Source organism: Acinetobacter sp. TSRC1-2, assembly GCF_049895885.1.
Classification (GTDB): Bacteria; Pseudomonadota; Gammaproteobacteria; order Pseudomonadales; family Moraxellaceae; genus Acinetobacter.
Genome location: NZ_JAFCTF010000006.1, coordinates 1 through 18,106, shown reverse-complemented (window position 1 = coordinate 18,106; position 18,106 = coordinate 1). Strand labels below are relative to the sequence as shown.

The window sequence follows — 18,106 nt, the reverse complement described above, 5'->3', positions numbered from 1 at the left end:
TTAACAGTTAAGTTATAGTTAAATGTAAAGAAGTTTCGCCCTTAACCGGCTGCTCATAAACAGATAAAACACTAGGAAAGGTGCAGATACATGTCTTACCAAACCTCTATTCATTTTGACCCAACTGCATTGCTGATAATAAAAAATGAGGTTGATAACTCAATTAAACTAGTCGAATCAGCGGTTAGCAGCTTAGCAGAGGATCAAACTTTACCTTTTGGTATTGATGATGCGCTGAATCAATTTGAGCAATGTGCCCAAGTACTCGCGCTGATTGATATGCAAAGCTTGGCTAAAATCGCTCAATATTCTGCCGAATTAATGCGTAAAATCATGGGGCACCCTGCTCAAATTAATACGCAGGAGGTGATCGCCTTAAGTGAAGGCACCACCATGATGAAACGCTATATCGAATTTATTTGCTTGCGTGAAGTTAAAATTCCGCAATTTTTACTCGATACGCTGAATCGCCTTGAGATTGTATTGGGTAAGCCGATTACCCATGAAGGTCAGCATATTGAGTCATTAATTGATAGCTTCACCCCTGACTTCCAGCTTCCTAAAGCACCGAACTTAGAGAAGTCTAAATATGTGCATCGCTTGTATAAATTATCTTTAAACAAGCTGATTAAACAGGAAGAAACTGAATTTGATCTACAAGCGATCAAATTAACCGGGGCATATTTAGCTGGTTTTGCGGAAAACACCCCAAGTAAGCAGTATTGGAGTCTGGTGCATGTTGCATTTGACCAGATTGATCACTTGCTTCTAAATGATCCGCGTTTGCGCACATTGATTAGTATTGAACGCAACATGGCGCAATATTTCAATACTCCTGATCGGTTCAAACCAAGCTTGCCAGATTTAGCCAACATTTTAAGTTTGTGTATTAGTCAAGAAGATGAGACTGCGCAACATATCCGCAGCCAGCTTAATCTGGGTGAAGACCATTTGACCGATACGCAATTACAAGTGTTCAGCCGTCATCTTTATGGTCCCGATTTTGATACCATGCATACGATTAGTGAACTTGTGACCACTGAAATGACACAAATTCGTAACGACATCGAATACAACTATCAAAATATGAGCCCAGAAAAAACACGAGAGTTACAAGACAAATTAACCAGTCTGGCTAATATTTTCAAAGTGTTAAATCTGAACGAAGCCTTTAATGATTTGTCGCGCCAAGCCAGTTTGCTTAGCAGTGCTGAAGTGCTTAAAGATGAAGGATTTGCACAACAATTGATGAATTGCATTCTATCTGCGATGAATTCAATTGGCGTATTGGAACGTCATCACACCTCAAGCCGTTTACAGCTTCGTGTGCATAACATGAATATCTCTTTAGACCGTTTAGATGAAGCGCATGCTGCTTTGCTGAATGAAACTAAAGCGGTGATTGACCTTTCTAGCCAAACCCTTATGCAATACTTACAAGACAACAATTTGGCAACTATAGAAAATACGCCGACCCAATTGCGTGAAATTGGTGGAGCACTCTTGTTCTTAAATGCTGAAGCGGGTCAAACTGCGTTAAAAACCGCAGCAGACTTTATTCAGCAGCAAATTGAAAGCTCAACAGTGATTACTGCTGAACAAATCAATCATACTCTCGACACTTTAGCCAGTGCCGATATGATGATTGACAATTTAAAATACAAACAACCTGTATTACAGGCGATGTTTAATGTAGCATTGGAAAGTAGCGAAAAACTGAAAACTGTTGCCTAATGTCTGAATTATCACTTGCTTATATTTTTCATCAACATCAACTGTTAGTGGATGAAAACTTTCAACTTCCTCAAGTAGAACGTTTAGCAAGTGATCTTCACTTCAACACGGGTGATCAAGTGATTGCCCGTGATCTTCTCGAACACGAAGCTATTCCTCAAGGCTTGCAGTTGGTTCCCATCCGTCAGCTATTGACGCTTTGGGATACAAGGCAATTCGAACATGCCAGTCGTGCAATTCAACTTTTAGAATGGCGTAAAAACCATAAATTCTGTAGTCACTGCGGACATCAGACGGAAGCACATCCGACTGAATATGCCATGATTTGCCCTGCTTGTCGTTACCACCAATATCCGCGGGTACAGCCTTGCGTAATCACGGTAATCACACGCGGTGATGACGAAATCTTGCTGGCTAAAAATGCTAAAAACAAAACCAATATGTATGGTCTGATTGCCGGTTTTGTCGAAGTTGGAGAAACTTTAGAAGAAGCAGTACGCCGTGAAACCTTTGAGGAAGTCGGATTAAAAGTAAAAAATGTGCAATATCTTGCCAGCCAACCCTGGCCATTTCCGAGTAATTTAATGCTCGCTTTCCGTGCTGAATATGCTTCCGGTGACATCAAGCTTCAAGAAGAAGAAATTAGCGATGCACAATTTTTTAAACTGGATCAACTGCCGGAAATCCCTTTTAAAGGCAGTATTGCTTACGCGATGATTAAACACATTACCGAAGGTCACCCTGTTGCAGATGACACTCGTGAATGGTTGTAAGCTAGGGTTTTAGCGCTTCATCCAAAGCCGCTAAAATTTGTTTCTTGGTCTGAAAAAAACGGCTAAACAAACTCGAAACCGATCCCATAATGGAAACATGCCCGGTACCCGGGATGGTAATCATCTGGCTATGATTGCCTTTTTCCTGCAAAATACGATGCAAATCTTTTGAATTATTATGACCGACCACTTGATCATTGGATGCCAAAAACAGGTAATGCTTCACCGTGTTCGATTCAATAAAATAATATGGCATCACATGTTGATAAGGTACACTCTGATCAAACGCATCTGCACATAAGGGATCATTCTTATAATCAAAATGATAAGGTCCAGATAATCCAATAATCGCTTGAATTTGAGCACGACAGTGCAAGGTATATGGCTTTGGATGATACAGTGCCGACATGACATTAAATGCGCCGGCCGAATGCCCCATCAACACGATTTTTTCAGTCCGAATATTCAGTTTAGATTGATGTTGGTTCAGATAGTTTAATGCCAGGCTGAGGTCATCAATATAACTGGGGAATACATGTTCTGGTGCAAGATGATAATTGATCACCGCAACATCATAGCCCTCTTTCGCAAAGGCTTCACCGACAAAACGATAATTTTTTTTATCTCCATGTAACCACGCCCCGCCATGTACAAATACAATTAAAGGACGTTGTTCACGTGGTGCTTCCGCAGTAAAAATATCGAGGCGTTGCCGGGCTTTTAAGCCATAAGCAACGTTTTCAACGACCGAATAACCTTTTCTGGAGGTTAAACGATTCAGTGCATAACTACCGAAATCGTAAAGGCGAAAATCTTTGTAAAACATCTTCACCAATGCGACATTTTGTTCCAGTTTCTTTTTGACCAATTGAGTTACATTATTGAGCATTCGCAGGCTCAGCTTGGTCAGGATCAATCGCTACAGGGGTTTGTTCAACAGGTTGTGCATACACCACAGGACTGCTAAAACTTGAAGTCACTGCACGTGACTCTTCAACGTTATCAATCAGGGTAATGATTTTAGTGACATTCCCCACTTGCTCAAGTACCTGATTAAGATCCTGAATCTCGGCACTATTTAAACGTCCCATCACATATAGAATACCATCTTCAGTGTGAATGCGGACTTTACTATCCGATACCACGACAGCTTTCATTATCAGCCCACGTGTGTTGGCTGTAACCGTGGTATCTTGCATAATCGTGGCATAACCAATTTGATTACCCACGGTAATATAATTATGTACAGTTTTGACATCCGTCATTGCACGCACATTATCTTCAGCCAATTGCTTTAAATGGGCATCTGGCACTTGACCGGTCAGTAAGACATTGCCATGAAAACTTTCAATATTGACCCGGGCTTGTTTAAAGCGGGTATCTAATTTATATAAATTAATTTTAGCGGTACGTTCTATAGAAGAATCAATAAACACCTGTCCAAGCGAACGGGCACCACTCTCTGTTCCTACTGGGGCTGATCCTGTGCCACCAGAGATGAAACTTGCACAACCAGATAAACTTGCTACACACAGTAACGTCATTGCAATACGGTTAAACACTCAGCAAGACTCCTCATCATTAATTTCAATTCTATTTTATTTCAGCATTTATGCTCTGATTTTGTTCAAAGATTAATAAACTCTTGCTCAAAAGTAAAAGCATTTTCAATCCATTGCTGATCATAAGTGAATTTAGAAAAATCTTGCTGTATGGTTTTTGCAAATTGTTGAAAAAAATCAAAACAAATCACATCAAACCGACAATAAAACTGTTGGAATTGTGGATAAGTATTTAAAAAGCATAATGCTGATTTCATAATCTTCTTTTGTTTAGAGAATGAAATCGTTTCACAGGATTGTGCATATCGAGTCGCGGAGCGTGCTTTCACCTCCACAAATATCAATTCTTGATCCTTTTGTACAATCAGGTCAATTTCTCCATAACGGCAATGATAATTCGTGACAATCAGTGCAAAACCTTGAGCTTGTAAAAGTTCCAAAGCCTGCTGTTCTGCCCATTGGCCTAAATTTAAATTAGCTTGCATATTCGTTGCCATTACAAAGTCTTAATGCCTTTTCTGGTATTTTCATAGCACTGTGGAATACGCTGAATATGATTATTACTGATTTTAATCAGCCCTGTACGCCCATAAAATTCAATATTTTTTAAATTTGGTTCCTCTAAATATTGTTGAGTAATATGCCATGCATCGCCCCCAAAGGCCAATAGTCGTTGATACGACATGGAAACAGGATTTTGTTGATAGGCTTTAATCACATCTGACCATGCCAGATCATACAAAGCCGGCGCATCACAAAACTTCACGCCTTTGGGTAGGGGTTGATGTTGTTCAATGGCATTGGCCAAAACATAGACATTTTTATTGGGTAACTTTGTCAGACTATTGATCCATTTATTATTTCCGAGTAGTAATAAACTACTTTTTTTATTCAACTTTTTAGGTAGTTCCTCGACAACAGTTAAGGGATAATCCATTTGTGAAACTAAGGACATGAGAAAAAGTTCACTGTCGGCTTCTGTTCCGGGTTGGCGAAAAACATAAAGTTCTATCATTTTATCTTTCTGCAAAATTTGATTTAGCGCATAAGCATCATCTTTCTTGGATAGACTAAACTGCCAGATATTGTCTGCTTGGTCGGTCACTTCATTTAAAGCCAAAACACGAACTTTGGGTTTGCTCTTGATTAACCCTTCCACCTCATTACGTGCTAAAGGCCCAATCACCATTTGGGTTTTTTTATTCACATATATTTTTAACAGCTGCACAATTTGTTTTTTATCTGAATTTACAAATTTAATCTGGGTTTTCTGGTCTGATGCTTGATAAGCACTCATAAAACCTTGTTTGACACTCAATCCGGCTCGCGCCATGGGACCCGATTCAGGTAAAATAACCAACACTTCAGCGTGTGCATGATTAAAAACGCAATACAGCATGAAGCCCATCAAATTATTTTTATTGTTCAACATTGGAGAAACCTTATGAGTGCTCAGTTATTTGTTGTAGCGACCCCAATTGGGCACTTAGATGACATCACTTATCGTGCGATTGATGTTTTAAAGTCTGTAAGTATTATCGCGGCAGAAGATACGCGTACTTCTGCTCAATTATTAAAGCATCATAATATATCAACTCCCCTGACTGCGTGTCATGAGCATAACGAAAGTAACAAAATAGATATATTGATCCAAAGATTGCTGAATGGCGAAAATATGGCATTAATTAGTGATGCAGGGACGCCGCTGATTAGTGACCCGGGTTTTAAACTGGTTCGTGCTGCGCAAGAGCAAAATATTCGCGTGGTTCCTGTACCGGGTGCTTGTGCTGCAATTGCGGCGCTCAGTTCTGTCGGTTTGCCGAGCGACCGTTTCAGCTTTCAAGGTTTTTTGCCTTCGCGTCAATCTCAGCGTCGAATTCAGTTAGAAAAACTGAAAGATGAAACCCAAACTTTAATTTTTTATGAAGCACCACATCGCATTTTAGATTCAGTTAAAGATATGGCCGATATTTTTGGTGCAGACCGCCCGGTTGGTTTTGCCCGTGAAATTACCAAAACGTTTGAAACCATCAAAAAAATGACTTTGGCGGAGTTGATTCAATTGATTGAATCTGACCATAACCAGCAAAAAGGTGAAATTGTTTTAGTCATTGGTGGTGCAACGGCAGAAAAAGATTTAGATCAAGAAAAACTGGATCAATTATTGACTCGCTTGTTGCAAGATTTATCGGTAAAAGCAGCTTCACAGTTGGCCGCTGATTTGACGGGCATTAAAAAGAAAGTGGCTTATCAACGTGCTTTGGAACTCACCACTAAAGATTAAAATGCATCAGTAAAAACCAAAAAAGCATCACTTCTGTGATGCTTTTTTATAGCCTGGGACAAAATCAAGGATTACAACCATTAACCCTTAGCAGATTCATCTGCGGGAACTTCCGTAATACGGCCACCTTGAGCAAGAAAGGCAGCAAGTTCATCTTCTAAGGCTTGGCGCTTCTTAAGTTTAGCAGTCACGGTTAAAGTTTCTGCCTCAGCCACATCGCCATCAGTGGGTATAGCTTCACTGTCAGATGCACCTTTTTCAGCCGCCTTCGCTTCATCCTCATCTACTGCTGTTTCTTCTACTTCATCGTAGTCATTCATATCTGTCATCGCTCTTTCTCCCCACAAATAACGTCTATCGTTCCAATGTGAATTGGTTTTGAATTAGGAAGAAATTTAGCAATCTCTGATGGTTTCGGATAGAGTCAAATACAAAAAAATCGTATCTTTTTTAATCAAAAAAGTAAACTTATATGAATATTTGTACAAAAAGCAGCATTTCAGACTCAAACTGCATAACAAGTGTCTTTTAGAGCCTGTAATCCATTGGCTTGAGACATAAAGGCATCTTTTAAGGCGGTATGTTGCTCCACTTGTTTTAAGCCAAAATTTCGCGCCCAGACAACCGGGAAAAGTTGGGTGGTTTCCATCCAGCCAATCGCAGACATGCTATGCATCATGGCATCATTCTGTCCTTTACGACGGTGTTCATAACGCTGCAAGGTTTGCTCATGTGCCCACACTCCACGCTTTTTGTCGTGCAGTAATGCATCACATAAAATGGCAGCATCCAGACAACCAATATTCACTCCTTGCCCAGCGAGAGGATGAATCACATGTGCAGCATCGCCAATCAGGGCTAAGCCCGCTTTTACATATTGCTGTGCGGCACGTGCTTTAAGCGGGAATTGTGCACGTGGTGTTGCCTCTAAAACCTCACCTAGCATATGATGACTCTCACGCGTTAAAAGTTCAGTAAATGCGGCATCATCTAAAGTTGCGTATTGTTCTGCGTAATCATCAGGCAATGTCCACACAATAGATTGCCAATAGCCATTTTGTTCCGGCTTTAAACTGGCCATCGGTAAGAATGCCAAGGGGCCGGTTTCAAGGAAAATCTGACGGGCCACATGCTGGTGTGGCTGTGCAGTATGAATTGCGCAAGTTAAACCTGCTTGCTTGTAATCCAATATATCCAGATCAATAAAAGCTTGTTCTCGGACAAATGAGTTTGCACCATCGGCACCAATCACCAGTTTGGTTTTAAGCTCTGTCCCATCCGCCAGATGAATATGCCAAACCCCCACACCTTGTTCTACGCGTATGACTTTGACTTGGGTGCGGTAATCTTGTAGCTGTTGCAGCATTTTTTGCTGAATGGCTAAATTCAAAATACTCGGCTCAACCATCGAACCTAACCTATGTTCAGGACTGGGTTTGTTTTGGCTCGCTTGTCCAAAGTTGATTTCACCATAGCCATTTTTATTCCAGACCTGCATGCCGCTATACGGCATCTGACGGGCAAGCTTTTCCCATACCTGCACTGTTTTTAGCAAATGAATCGTGGCTTGGCTAAGGGCCAAAACACGTGGATTTGCAACCGAAAGTACTTTTTGCTCATCTAAAATAGGTGCGGCATCAAGTACAGTCGCCTGAACACCACCTTGAGCCAGCAACAATGCGGTTAAGCCACCCACCAAGCCACCACCAATAACAACGACATCTAACACCTCCAGAACGTCACTCATGCTTTTAACCCCATTGCATAATTTGCTACCAATGGCTTAACGCCCGGAATCATATCAAAAGCAAGCAATCCGGTATTACGGATCAATTTGAGCACCGGGTTTTGATTACTAAAACCACGTACCACAGTGTCACAGAACTTAATTACACGCTGTTGATCGGTTAATCGGGCCTGCTCGTAAGCAAGCAACATGCTTGGCTCACCAATATCTTCTGATTTTGCCAATTGCTCTGTCAGAGAACGCACCAATACATAAGCATCACGCATACACAGGTTAAAGCCCTGTCCAGCAACGGGATGAATGGTATGTGCCGCATTGCCCATCAGCACCACACGACCGACTGCCTGTTTTTCAGCAAGGACTTGTGACAATGGGAAACTGAAACGACGACCAGTTTTTTGGAACTTCCCTGCTCGGTCACCATAGGTTTCTTGCAAAGCATCTAGGAAATGTTGATCGTTTTCTTCACCGAGCCATTCACCTTCTGTGCCTTTTTTCACTGGCCAAACCACTGAACGGCGATATTCGCCTGGTAAAGGTAATAGTGCCAAAGGCCCTAAATGGCTAAAACGCTCGAAACCAACATGGTGATGAGGTTTAGAGGTTTGCACTGTAGTAACAATTGCGACCTGATCATAATCATACTCATCTGCACCAATGCCTAGAGCTTTACGGCAGAAAGAGTCCCGGCCATCCGCAGCAATAACGAGTTTAGATTGCAAAGATAAGCTTTCCTCACCACGTACAGCTTCAATATGGGCTTGATCAGCATCTTGCGTTAGTGAGGTGACTTGTACACCATCAATTAATTCAATCAGGGGCTGTTTTTGGACTTCAGTGAGCAGCACACGACCCAACCAGGCATTCTCAATCACTTGGCCAAAGCTTTCGACTTTTTCTTGATCGGCTTTTAAACGTGCCTTACCAAAACTGCCCTGTTCAGTAATATTGACTTCCAGAATAGGCGTAGCATGTTCTTGCAAGGCATTCCATAAACCGAGTTCTTGATAAATTTGCACACTACGACGGGATAATGCGCTATTTCGCGCATCGAAACTGGAGTGATACGGCGCAAGATTGGCATCATCATAATTTGGATATTTGATGGCTTCTAACAGCTTCACCCCAATGTTTGCTTTAGCTAACATTAAGGCCAAACTTAGCCCCACCATACCACCGCCTACGATGATCACTTCTTGCTGCATGCTTTGATCCTTTTATGTCGTATCTATAAGGTTTAGATACTTATAATCTTGATTGATTTTATATTACCTCAAAGATTTTCATTTTTATAATGAATTAGCGCTTCGCTTGTAAGTGATGTTCGATTGTCGGTAAATTTCGGTTATACAGTTGTTAGCCTATTGCTGCCTTTCCGCCATAAAAGGATTTTTTACACTTATTTATTCAAATAAGTGGAACAATGATAAAAAATGGTTCAAACATGAAAAGCATATTGAAGCGATAAGAACTAAAAATTCTGTATCTATATCTATGCCAAATAATATCCAACAGGAACACATCTATTTCTGATGCATCATTATAAAAAAACGGAGCTTATGCTCCGCTTTTCTAAGATCAACTAGTTTCTAGGATCAACTCGGTCATCAGAATAAGCCAATGATATAAATTACGGAATAATTGACTTTATTAGGATTCAAATTGGTCTTTGTATGCGATCGTTATCTCTTAACGCACAACTCTTGTCTGAGGCTCATGATCTACCGATTTACCTAACTTAGTTCCTGTATAGATTAAATAAAGTGCAGATAAACCGACCAAGACATAAACAATTCGAGATAGAGTGCTCATTTCACCAAAGATTGCAGCGACCAAATTGAAGTCAAATGCACCAATTAAGCCCCAGTTGATGCCACCGATAATGGTTAAAGCGTAAGCAATCCAGTCTATAGTATTTAATCTCATAATTTCTCTCCCACTCTTCTTTAAGTTTATTTGAGGATCAGAGAAAGTATGAGAAGAAAATCAGATTTAATATGTTGCTTTGATGCTAAAAACCGATTTTCTATGTTGAATTCGTGTCAGTTTTTAGAACTTAAATTTTAACTTGGTTAGTTTTGTTTAAGTTATTCGTGATAAACGTAAATTAAATTGCCTTTTGATTGAATGAGTATCCTAACATTTACATTCACTCCATGACTCAGGCTAATTCTTCATAAAATATCTAAATGCCTTGTCCAAGAATATTGCATTTTTAATAAAAAAGCCGATCATTTGACCGGCTTTTAATCCTAAAAAATCGTTTAGGCTACTTTCACTCTCGCCATCAACGCTTCAATATCTTCTACTGTTTTCACCACATCCTTAGTGAGTACGAGTGGCCCATTTTCAGTAGCGACCACATCATCTTCAATACGAATACCAATACCACGCCATTTCGCCTCCACTGTTTCATCATCTGGTGCAATATATAAGCCTGGCTCAACAGTAACGACCATACCTTCTTCATAGGCACGCCATTCCCCATCAATTTTATATGAACCAACATCATGCACATCCATACCCAACCAGTGACCCGTACCATGCATATAGAACTGACGGAAAGATTCAGTACGGATAATTTCTTCAATGTCGCCCTTCATTAAGCCAAGCCCCACCAAACCTTCAACCATAATGCGAACAGCAACGTTATGCGGTTGTTTATAGGAATTGCCGATACGTACCGCATCAATCGCAGCCAGTTGTGCTTTTAGTACAAGCTCGTATAAAGCTTTCTGTTCAGGATTAAACTTGCCATTAATCGGGAAAGTACGAGTGATATCCGATGCATACAATTGATATTCAGCTGCTGCATCAATTAGAACCAGATCACCATCTTTTAGTTCTTTGTCATTTTCCACATAATGCAGAATACAGCCATTGGCACCGCCACCAACAATACTGTTATAGGCAGGAACGCAGCCATTTTTGCCAAAAATGTAATTTAGTTCCGCTTCCAGTGCATATTCCATCATGCCCGGTTTAACCGTTTGCATGGCACGCGTATGTGCTTCACTACTGATATTCGATGCAATTTGCATCAAGGCAATTTCTTGTGCCGATTTGTGCAAACGCATTTCATCTAAAATACGATCCAGCTGAATCACATGTGCAGGTGCTGACGTACCTCGACGTGATTCGCCATTTGCCTCAGCAATCCACTTTGCTACACGTGCATCAAAATCAGCTTGCTGGCCAATTCGATAGAACAGTTTTTGTTTATCGAGCAATTTCTCGATAATTTCTTCATCCAGCAGATCGATGGCATAGGCTTCATCAGCCTCATAATCATCTACTGCACCATCTACACCGGCACGGTAACCGTTCCATATTTCCATTTCCCGGTTACGTTCACGGCAGAACAAGCTATAGGTATAACCTTCATCAATAGACTCAAACGTCTCAATGACAGCCACTGCTTCAGGTTCTGCAAATCCCGTCAGGTAGAAAAAGCTGCTGTCCGCACGAAATTTATAATCTGCATCACGGTTACGCATAGCAACCGGACTGGTGGCAATAATCGCAATACTGTGCGGACCCATTTCTTCTGCCAGGCGGTCGCGACGTTCCTGAAAATCTGCTTGAGTCAGTTTCATCATTAAGTTTACTTTTGTCTTTTATGAGTGGAGTTTATAACTTTTTAAATGGTCTATTGTTGAACCAGAATCGCCCGAATTAGCTCGGACGATGTGGGGTAAACATTTCTACAACACTGTTTGGCTCTGTAGGAGCTGCGCTTTTCAATTGAGGCTGAATCTTTTTCAACAAAGGTGTTTCTGCAATTTCTACTTTCTTACGTCCCAATGACAGGCTAACAGGAATTAAGCGTACAAATTCATATAGCTCCTGATAGCTTTCTTCGCCTTCTTCGTCATCATCAGATTCTTCAAACTCGACTGCTGCAACATCTTGAAGATGTTCAATCCATTCGATTTCATCTTGACGGATGTGACCTGAAGCCAAACCAAAACCAAGTACAACCCCTGCACACCAGTCTGCCAACGCTTGTACACGATCCGCAAGAACGTGCTCGTCATCAGGAAGAAGAGGTAAATAGTCGAGTTCATCATCTGATAAAGCATGGGCAATATCTTCCGCTTCATCTGCGAGCAGATTCAGAACATGTTCATCCAATGCTGGAATTTCAAGACTTGCTAAAATTTGTTGCCATTCATCACTGGTAGGTGCTTGAGTAACACAAACAATACCTGTAAGTAACCCATGTAACTCACTTGGGCTTGAAATCTCTTCAATTTTTGAAAAATTGTGGTGCCATTCCGACCAACCTGAAATATCGTCTTGCATTCGTTTATCCAATCTCTATACTTCGTATATATTACCTTTGTTTGCAATACTGTGCGACTACGATATGTTAGAAGAATTACAGCGTCTACAGGCGCATCTTGGCGTTTTAAAAACGCGACTTACGCATTATGAAAGTGAAAATAATGCACTCACCGCGGCAAAAGAAAATTCTGCCGAGCATCACCATGCCCAAATTGTGCAAAAGAACGGCATCATCACCAAGAAACAAGAAGAAATAGACGATCTGAGTGAACAATTAAGCGATGCGCGGTCCCAATTCAAACAATTGAATACAGATGCCACCTCTTTAGCAGACCGTTATAGCCGTTTGGAAAAAAGTTGTACCGATCTTAAAAATCGTTTTCAGGAAATTCTGGCTGAACGTAATGAATTACGTGTCATCAAAGAAAAAATGCAAAATGAACAACGGCTTGCTCAACAGGAAATTCAGGGTTTGCAGCAGGAACGAGAAAGATTGTTACAAAAAAATGAACATGCCAAGGCCAAGGTTGAAGCCATTATTCAGCGTTTATCTATTTTAGGGACTTCTCAAGACCAGCACGCGCAAGAAATTCAACAACTTGCCCATCCGACAGAAGCCAATGAGGACATTTAAGCATGAGTGAACAAATTGCTGTTGAGCTGCGCGTATTGGGACATAATTTTCGTTTAGCCACCACTGAAACTGAAAAGGCTGATTTGGAACGTGCGGCTGAATTGTTAAATGGAAAATATGATGATTTTCGTCGTAAAGCCCCACGTCTAGAGCCAACCAAACTGATTATTATGGTTGCGCTGGAGTTGATGCAAGAAGTGCTCGCGATGAATAAATCGTTGCAAGAGTACGCTCACTGCGAACGCTTATTGGCGACCATTTTAGAAGATGTGGATGATTTGGCTTAATTTTTGTTAAAATCGGGTAAAGTATCGGCAGTTGAAATCTAAGTTTACAGTTCCTGCACACGGATGATTTGCCAATACGTGATTATTGGTTATACTTGTTTCATCTCTGAGATGTTCGCCAGCGAGTCAGATTCCCCTGAGCCGATATCTACATCCCCGGATGCGTTCTGTATATTTAGAGTGTATGCCTGCCTTCGTGTAGGAAACCCAGCAAGTATGCGCCGCGTCCACCTTGAACTTTAGGGTTCAAGGGTAATGACATGCAGCGGCATCTTCGGAGTGTTTTAAGTTATTTATTTGAAAATAAATCTAATAAAAATTTCTACTTCTATATTTCTTCCTTTTTAAGTATTTGTATACTCTAGATAAAAAATTATCTTCCCAGCTCTGCGAGTTAGACTAAAAGAGGTCTGAGAAGAAAATTAATATTCCTATTTTAATTTATTGAAAATTTAATCAAAAAATTATCTATCCACTTAGTTTTGAATCTCTTAAAAAATCAAAAAATATAATTAATCTACAGGCCAAATCCATATTCAGTTCGAGATATTGATATTCATCATATATCAGATATTTCACTTAGAAATAACAGTGGCTCTTAGGTTGTTATCTGAAGTAAATCCCTACAACATAAAATAAAACCTAGTACTGCTTCTTTAATTTCCCAATTCCGTATACATAAGTTTTAAATCAGTGAGCGGGGCAGGTTTCGCATAAAAATAACCCTGAAGCAAATCGCAACCTTGCTGATATAACAAACTGGCCTGTTTCAATGTTTCTACACCTTCGGCCACCACTTCTAAATTAAGCTGATGTGCCAGGTGAATAATGGATTGAACAATCGCAGCATCCTGATTATTTATGGTTAATTCTTCAATAAAACTACGGTCTAATTTAATTTGATTGATGGGTAAACGGCGTAAATAACTGAGGCTTGAATAACCGGTACCAAAGTCATCAATTGCTACTTGTACCCCTAAAGCACGTACCGATTTTAAAATTTCTACTGTTCTTTCTGCCCCCGTGATAATTACACCTTCTGTAATTTCAATTTTAAGCAATTCAGGAGGCAAATGACTTACTTCCAGCACATGGTTAAGCCCCTCTAGAAAACCGGTTCTACCGAACTGTAAGGGAGAAATATTGACTGAAACGGTAAGATGAGTATTGTGTTGCTTGTTCCATTCGGCAATATCTAAACAGGCTTTTTCTAATACCCATTGACCAATTGCTACAATCTGCCCAGTTCTTTCTGCTAAAGGTATAAACACATCCGGGAAAATATAACCTCGCTCTGGATGACACCAGCGTACAAGCGCCTCCACCCCCTTAACCTTTCCAGTTGATGGATGAACCAGAGGTTGATAAAACAGATTAAACTGTTTCTGCTGGATAGCTTCCCTAAGTTCCAGACGCAAATGGGCATAATCTATTTCTGGTGCAATTTTATTATTACTTTCTTTATACCATTGCCAAGTATTACGACCTTGTTTTTTTGCTTCCTTCATTGCCAGAACAGACTGATATAAGAGATCAGAAGACCGTGGTATAGAACCGTTATCTACTGCTATGCCAATACTGGCACTCAAATGGATCTGGTGATTATCTACCTGAAAAAGTTGTGAAAGAAGATCGAGAATCTTTTCGGCTAATGCAATGACGCTCTTCTGATTTTGGGGACCTGATATCAGTAATGCAAATTCATCTTCCGCAAAACGACTGAGAAAATCATCTTCTTTTAGAAAATTTTGCAGCCGCTCACCAACACTTTTCAGAATTTGATTACCTACCTGATGTCCCAAGCTATCATTCATGGACTTAAAGTCATCTAGATCTATATAAAACAGGATTAAAGGCTTTAAGCTATCGCGTTGTGATTCAAAAGATTGCTCTAAAAAAATTTCAAAAGCTTTTTGATTAGGTAATCCAGTTAAATAATCATGGCTGTGTTGATGCTTAATATATTCCTCATGAATACGTTGTTGGGTCGTATCTTCCTGAATTCCCAAAAAATGACTACAATTCCCCTCTTTATCCAAGACAGGTCCCAACGTTAAACGGCTCCAGAACCAGCTTCCATCCTTACAATAATTTTTTAGCGTAAGCTGAACTTCTTTTCGTTCTCTCACGGCTTGCTTGAGTAATAAAATTTGCTCTAAATCGGTATCGAAACCCTGTAAAAAATTGCAGCTCTGTCCGATTACTTCTTGTTCTGTATAGCCTGTTAAATTAAGGAATGCAGGATTAACATAAACCATTAACATTTCTTCAGATGCATCAGTAATAAATATAGCGTTAGGGCTCGCTTCTACCCCAAGTTTCAATAGGCGTAAATTTTCCTGATTTTTTCGACTTAGGCTAATGTCGCGTGCTATCCCAAATACCCCCGTAACTTTTTGATTTTGTTTAACGGGCAAATTAGTTAGTTCAAGCCACAAGATTTCTCCTAAGGCATTATAGATAGGAAGCTCATAATATTGAGCCTTACCTTGACTAGCTTCTTCAAATGCAGAGTTAGCCAATTCATGATATTCAGCAGGGATAAATGCACAGTAATGTTGGCCCCGAATTTGCTTTTCAGAAAAACCCGTAATTTCACAGCATGCAATATTTGTATTTAGAATATGCCCGTGTATATCAAGTTCAAAAATTATATCGGGATGGTAAGTATAAAACGAACTATATTTTTCATTCATGACCAGTCGTCGCTGGCGTTCATCATTGAGTTCAAGCGCTAATGCAACTAAAGTTGAAGCTTGTTCTAAAAGCTTAATATGACGTTTAGTCGGTATTTTTGAGGTTTTGTAATAAGTTGCAAAAGTTCCATATAGGATGCCTGTCGCGCTTATGATAGGTGCGGCCCAGCAGCTAGAGAGTTTTTCGGCTTTAATAAGAGCACGATAGGGTTCCCAATGATCATCTTTCATCAAATTTGGACTAATCACCAGCTTGCGCAGAAATGCAGCCGCTCCAAAAGTTCCCTGATGTGGACCTATTTTTAAACCATCGATTGCAGTGCAATACTGATCTGAAAAATGCTGTTTCCCACTGACCAGTTTTAAAGTCTGCTCTTGTTCGGAATAGAGCATAATAGTGACCAGTGCATTTGAAATACATAATTCAAGCCACTGGGTAACTGCATTTAAAATACATGTAAGATCTGTATGTTGTCCAATGAGGTTAAAAATATGCTGGGTACCGTGGTCATCATATTTTTTTTTCATTTATAAACTCTATCTTCTGTGGCTTTGCTACATTTTGGATCTAGCTCTAGCTTAATCATTACAGGAAATGAGTATTTATTCGAGTATAAGCGAGCAATATTAAATAGAGAAATATTTGATGGAATATTTCTATAAACATTCATTCAATTTATAAGCAATTTTTAAGACATTGAGAATAGCAATAATTGACTTTATTGCCCAAAATTTTCACTAAAACTCACTTTAGAAATATAATTTCAAAATAAATAGCTCTGCACCAAAAGTTCAGCTTACGGCCACTCCGTCACAATAAAATATAGCCCTGATCAATAGCGGTATTCGAGACAAGATTAAATAAGAAGTTCATTATCAACTTTATATAAAATTCCCCATAAGAAAAGCCCCACCTACTTTTTCAAGCGATGGGGCGTCTAGCATCATGTATTCACAGAACTGGAGAAAATTTATTCAGATTTAGTCTTGTCATATTCCTGATATTCGACTTCAGCAAATATATTAGACTCATAATCGTGTACAGGAATGCAAAATAATTTACTCAGGAACCTAATCATAGTCTTCACCTGTATTAATAAGTTGATGTTCAGAAAATAAAACTATCGGTGCAATTGTTGATATACCCATTTCAAGAATTCATTTTTATCCCTTAGTGAAGGTGCCAACTTAATATTAATTATTTCTCGACTTCCAAATTTACCTACAATCTTAGAAGGCGAATCAAGCCTGATTGCAGTTTGAAAATCCTCATGTATTGCCGAGAAAAACTCCAGTAATAGATCCAGCTTACTTTTCGATTTAAAGCCCGGTCTTTCTGCAATAAAGTTATAAACTTGCTGCAATATATGAAAATTAGCACTATTTTTCATTTTTTCTAATCAAGTAAGTGGTTAATTAAGCAATATATATTGCATGCATCTTTCTTAGTATTTAGAAAATATTTGTTAAGTATTTGTTTATTTTTATTACAAAAAAAGCCCATTTTTACATGGGCTTTTCATCTTTTATTTGGCGTATTTATCCAATTATCCAAGACGATCCAGCTTGGGAAAAATACTAGTTCACCCTAATAACCGACGTATATTCCTCTCTTAATACTTTAAATACTTTCCCTGTTCGAGGATGAGTAAATGTCTCGTCATAACTTAAATCAATTACTTTGTCTGTAAGCGCAATTTTAGACAAAGGTATCCATGCTTCATCGTTACTGGCTTCATTTAGAACTCTTTCATAAATCCGCTCTACGATAATTTCTGTGCCACAACTACTTTTAGCACTGACCTCTTTTAATTTATGAAGTTTAGGCATGTTTATGTCTCTGTTATTTTTCCTAGACATTATAAAAAGACGCTAAGTAAAAATTGTAAATTTTATAATTAGATATGTAATGATTTCTTTATTGTTAGAACTTATTTAACCCGAATCTCGGATAAGAAATTGACTTGAAAAATAAGAGGACTAGAGCCATCAGTTGAGTTACCACACCAAACCTAAAGCTCTAGGCCTGATGTTTAATAGTACCGAATTATTTTGCCTAATTGATGATTTCTTTCTTAAATTTGAAGCAACTTATTGGAAAT

17 protein-coding genes and 1 other RNA gene are annotated in these 18,106 nt (G+C 39.4%); 6 read left to right on the top strand and 12 right to left on the bottom strand.

Annotated features, from left to right (window positions below; all coding sequences use genetic code 11):
- Positions 1-90 precede the first annotated feature (90 nt).
- Both ACP69Y_RS07900 and nudC read left to right on the top strand, forming a co-directional pair.
- Positions 91-1,734 (top strand): chemotaxis protein, encoded by a 1,644-nt coding sequence (locus tag ACP69Y_RS07900; RefSeq protein WP_425917674.1) that lies wholly within the window; start codon positions 91-93, stop codon positions 1,732-1,734.
- Positions 1,734-2,507: an NAD(+) diphosphatase gene (gene nudC, locus ACP69Y_RS07895; RefSeq protein WP_425917672.1), complete on the top strand. Its 774-nt coding sequence runs from the start codon at positions 1,734-1,736 to the stop codon at positions 2,505-2,507. The genes ACP69Y_RS07900 and nudC overlap by 1 nt, the downstream gene beginning before the upstream one ends.
- A 1-nt stretch (position 2,508) precedes the next feature.
- Here the strand turns inward: nudC and ACP69Y_RS07890 are convergent, their stop codons facing one another.
- From ACP69Y_RS07890 to ACP69Y_RS07875, 4 genes are all read right to left on the bottom strand, one after another.
- Positions 2,509-3,396: an alpha/beta hydrolase gene (locus ACP69Y_RS07890; protein WP_425917670.1), complete on the bottom strand. Its 888-nt coding sequence runs from the start codon at positions 3,394-3,396 to the stop codon at positions 2,509-2,511.
- The gene (locus ACP69Y_RS07885; protein WP_425917668.1) at positions 3,386-4,069 is read right to left on the bottom strand and encodes a BON domain-containing protein; all 684 of its coding nucleotides are present in this window, start codon (positions 4,067-4,069) and stop codon (positions 3,386-3,388) included. The genes ACP69Y_RS07890 and ACP69Y_RS07885 overlap by 11 nt, the downstream gene beginning before the upstream one ends.
- A 65-nt stretch (positions 4,070-4,134) precedes the next feature.
- Positions 4,135-4,566, bottom strand: a complete 432-nt coding sequence (locus ACP69Y_RS07880) for a YraN family protein (RefSeq protein ID WP_425917667.1) — start codon at positions 4,564-4,566, stop codon at positions 4,135-4,137.
- A complete protein-coding gene (locus ACP69Y_RS07875) occupies positions 4,566-5,501 on the bottom strand; it encodes a penicillin-binding protein activator (protein WP_425917665.1) in 936 nt (311 codons plus the stop codon). Before ACP69Y_RS07875 ends, ACP69Y_RS07880 begins: the two co-directional genes overlap by 1 nt.
- Positions 5,502-5,513: 12 nt before the next feature.
- Between ACP69Y_RS07875 and rsmI the strand changes: the two genes are divergently transcribed.
- Positions 5,514-6,353: a 16S rRNA (cytidine(1402)-2'-O)-methyltransferase gene (gene rsmI, locus ACP69Y_RS07870; RefSeq protein ID WP_425917663.1), complete on the top strand. Its 840-nt coding sequence runs from the start codon at positions 5,514-5,516 to the stop codon at positions 6,351-6,353.
- Between the two features lie 80 nt (positions 6,354-6,433).
- On the opposite strand, the gene ACP69Y_RS07865 is transcribed toward rsmI, so the two are convergent.
- The 6 genes from ACP69Y_RS07865 to ACP69Y_RS07840 all read right to left on the bottom strand — a co-directional run bounded on the left by ACP69Y_RS07865 (position 6,434) and on the right by ACP69Y_RS07840 (position 12,405).
- Positions 6,434-6,682, bottom strand: coding sequence for a hypothetical protein (locus tag ACP69Y_RS07865; RefSeq protein ID WP_425917661.1), 249 nt, complete (start codon positions 6,680-6,682; stop codon positions 6,434-6,436).
- A 176-nt stretch (positions 6,683-6,858) separates the two neighbouring features.
- The gene (locus tag ACP69Y_RS07860; protein ID WP_425917659.1) at positions 6,859-8,100 is read right to left on the bottom strand and encodes an FAD-dependent monooxygenase; all 1,242 of its coding nucleotides are present in this window, start codon (positions 8,098-8,100) and stop codon (positions 6,859-6,861) included.
- Complete coding sequence (gene ubiH, locus ACP69Y_RS07855; RefSeq protein WP_425917657.1) at positions 8,097-9,305, bottom strand: 2-octaprenyl-6-methoxyphenyl hydroxylase; 1,209 nt, start codon at positions 9,303-9,305, stop codon at positions 8,097-8,099. The genes ACP69Y_RS07860 and ubiH overlap by 4 nt, the downstream gene beginning before the upstream one ends.
- Positions 9,306-9,789: 484 nt before the next feature.
- On the bottom strand, positions 9,790-10,026 hold the full coding sequence (locus ACP69Y_RS07850) for a DUF378 domain-containing protein (protein WP_425917655.1): 237 nt from the start codon (positions 10,024-10,026) through the stop codon (positions 9,790-9,792).
- Positions 10,027-10,364: 338 nt separating this feature from the next.
- Positions 10,365-11,696 carry a Xaa-Pro aminopeptidase gene (pepP, locus tag ACP69Y_RS07845; protein ID WP_425917934.1) on the bottom strand — a complete coding sequence of 444 codons (1,332 nt, stop codon included), beginning with the start codon at positions 11,694-11,696 and terminating at the stop codon, positions 10,365-10,367.
- A gap of 79 nt (positions 11,697-11,775) precedes the next feature.
- The gene (locus ACP69Y_RS07840) at positions 11,776-12,405 is read right to left on the bottom strand and encodes a UPF0149 family protein (RefSeq protein WP_425917653.1); all 630 of its coding nucleotides are present in this window, start codon (positions 12,403-12,405) and stop codon (positions 11,776-11,778) included.
- A 64-nt stretch (positions 12,406-12,469) separates the two neighbouring features.
- On the opposite strand from ACP69Y_RS07840, the gene ACP69Y_RS07835 reads away from it, so the two are divergent.
- The 3 genes from ACP69Y_RS07835 to ssrS all read left to right on the top strand — a co-directional run bounded on the left by ACP69Y_RS07835 (position 12,470) and on the right by ssrS (position 13,592).
- Positions 12,470-13,021, top strand: a complete 552-nt coding sequence (locus ACP69Y_RS07835) for a hypothetical protein (protein WP_425917652.1) — start codon at positions 12,470-12,472, stop codon at positions 13,019-13,021.
- A gap of 2 nt (positions 13,022-13,023) precedes the next feature.
- Positions 13,024-13,308 (top strand): cell division protein ZapA, encoded by a 285-nt coding sequence (locus tag ACP69Y_RS07830; protein WP_131213774.1) that lies wholly within the window; start codon positions 13,024-13,026, stop codon positions 13,306-13,308.
- A 100-nt stretch (positions 13,309-13,408) separates the two neighbouring features.
- A non-coding RNA gene (gene ssrS / locus ACP69Y_RS07825) (6S RNA) lies at positions 13,409-13,592 on the top strand.
- A gap of 372 nt (positions 13,593-13,964) precedes the next feature.
- Here the strand turns inward: ssrS and ACP69Y_RS07820 are convergent.
- Positions 13,965-16,532 (bottom strand): bifunctional diguanylate cyclase/phosphodiesterase, encoded by a 2,568-nt coding sequence (locus ACP69Y_RS07820; protein ID WP_425917650.1) that lies wholly within the window; start codon positions 16,530-16,532, stop codon positions 13,965-13,967.
- A gap of 1,050 nt (positions 16,533-17,582) precedes the next feature.
- Positions 17,583-17,834, bottom strand: a complete 252-nt coding sequence (locus ACP69Y_RS07815) for a hypothetical protein (protein ID WP_425917649.1) — start codon at positions 17,832-17,834, stop codon at positions 17,583-17,585.
- Positions 17,835-18,106: the final 272 nt, after the last annotated feature.

What these genes read in the sequence shown, in the direction of transcription:
- ACP69Y_RS07900 (WP_425917674.1), top strand. Translation starts at nt 91, where the DNA reads ATGTCTTACCAAACCTCTATTCATTTTGACCCAACTGCATTGCTGATA.
- nudC (WP_425917672.1), top strand. Translation starts at nt 1,734, where the DNA reads ATGTCTGAATTATCACTTGCTTATATTTTTCATCAACATCAACTGTTA.
- ACP69Y_RS07890 (WP_425917670.1), bottom strand. Translation starts at nt 3,396, where the DNA reads ATGCTCAATAATGTAACTCAATTGGTCAAAAAGAAACTGGAACAAAAT.
- ACP69Y_RS07880 (WP_425917667.1), bottom strand. Translation starts at nt 4,566, where the DNA reads ATGGCAACGAATATGCAAGCTAATTTAAATTTAGGCCAATGGGCAGAA.
- ACP69Y_RS07875 (WP_425917665.1), bottom strand. Translation starts at nt 5,501, where the DNA reads ATGTTGAACAATAAAAATAATTTGATGGGCTTCATGCTGTATTGCGTT.
- rsmI (WP_425917663.1), top strand. Translation starts at nt 5,514, where the DNA reads ATGAGTGCTCAGTTATTTGTTGTAGCGACCCCAATTGGGCACTTAGAT.
- ACP69Y_RS07865 (WP_425917661.1), bottom strand. Translation starts at nt 6,682, where the DNA reads ATGACAGATATGAATGACTACGATGAAGTAGAAGAAACAGCAGTAGAT.
- ACP69Y_RS07860 (WP_425917659.1), bottom strand. Translation starts at nt 8,100, where the DNA reads ATGAGTGACGTTCTGGAGGTGTTAGATGTCGTTGTTATTGGTGGTGGC.
- ubiH (WP_425917657.1), bottom strand. Translation starts at nt 9,305, where the DNA reads ATGCAGCAAGAAGTGATCATCGTAGGCGGTGGTATGGTGGGGCTAAGT.
- ACP69Y_RS07850 (WP_425917655.1), bottom strand. Translation starts at nt 10,026, where the DNA reads ATGAGATTAAATACTATAGACTGGATTGCTTACGCTTTAACCATTATC.
- pepP (WP_425917934.1), bottom strand. Translation starts at nt 11,696, where the DNA reads ATGAAACTGACTCAAGCAGATTTTCAGGAACGTCGCGACCGCCTGGCA.
- ACP69Y_RS07840 (WP_425917653.1), bottom strand. Translation starts at nt 12,405, where the DNA reads ATGCAAGACGATATTTCAGGTTGGTCGGAATGGCACCACAATTTTTCA.
- ACP69Y_RS07835 (WP_425917652.1), top strand. Translation starts at nt 12,470, where the DNA reads ATGTTAGAAGAATTACAGCGTCTACAGGCGCATCTTGGCGTTTTAAAA.
- ACP69Y_RS07830 (WP_131213774.1), top strand. Translation starts at nt 13,024, where the DNA reads ATGAGTGAACAAATTGCTGTTGAGCTGCGCGTATTGGGACATAATTTT.
- ACP69Y_RS07820 (WP_425917650.1), bottom strand. Translation starts at nt 16,532, where the DNA reads ATGAAAAAAAAATATGATGACCACGGTACCCAGCATATTTTTAACCTC.
- ACP69Y_RS07815 (WP_425917649.1), bottom strand. Translation starts at nt 17,834, where the DNA reads ATGCCTAAACTTCATAAATTAAAAGAGGTCAGTGCTAAAAGTAGTTGT.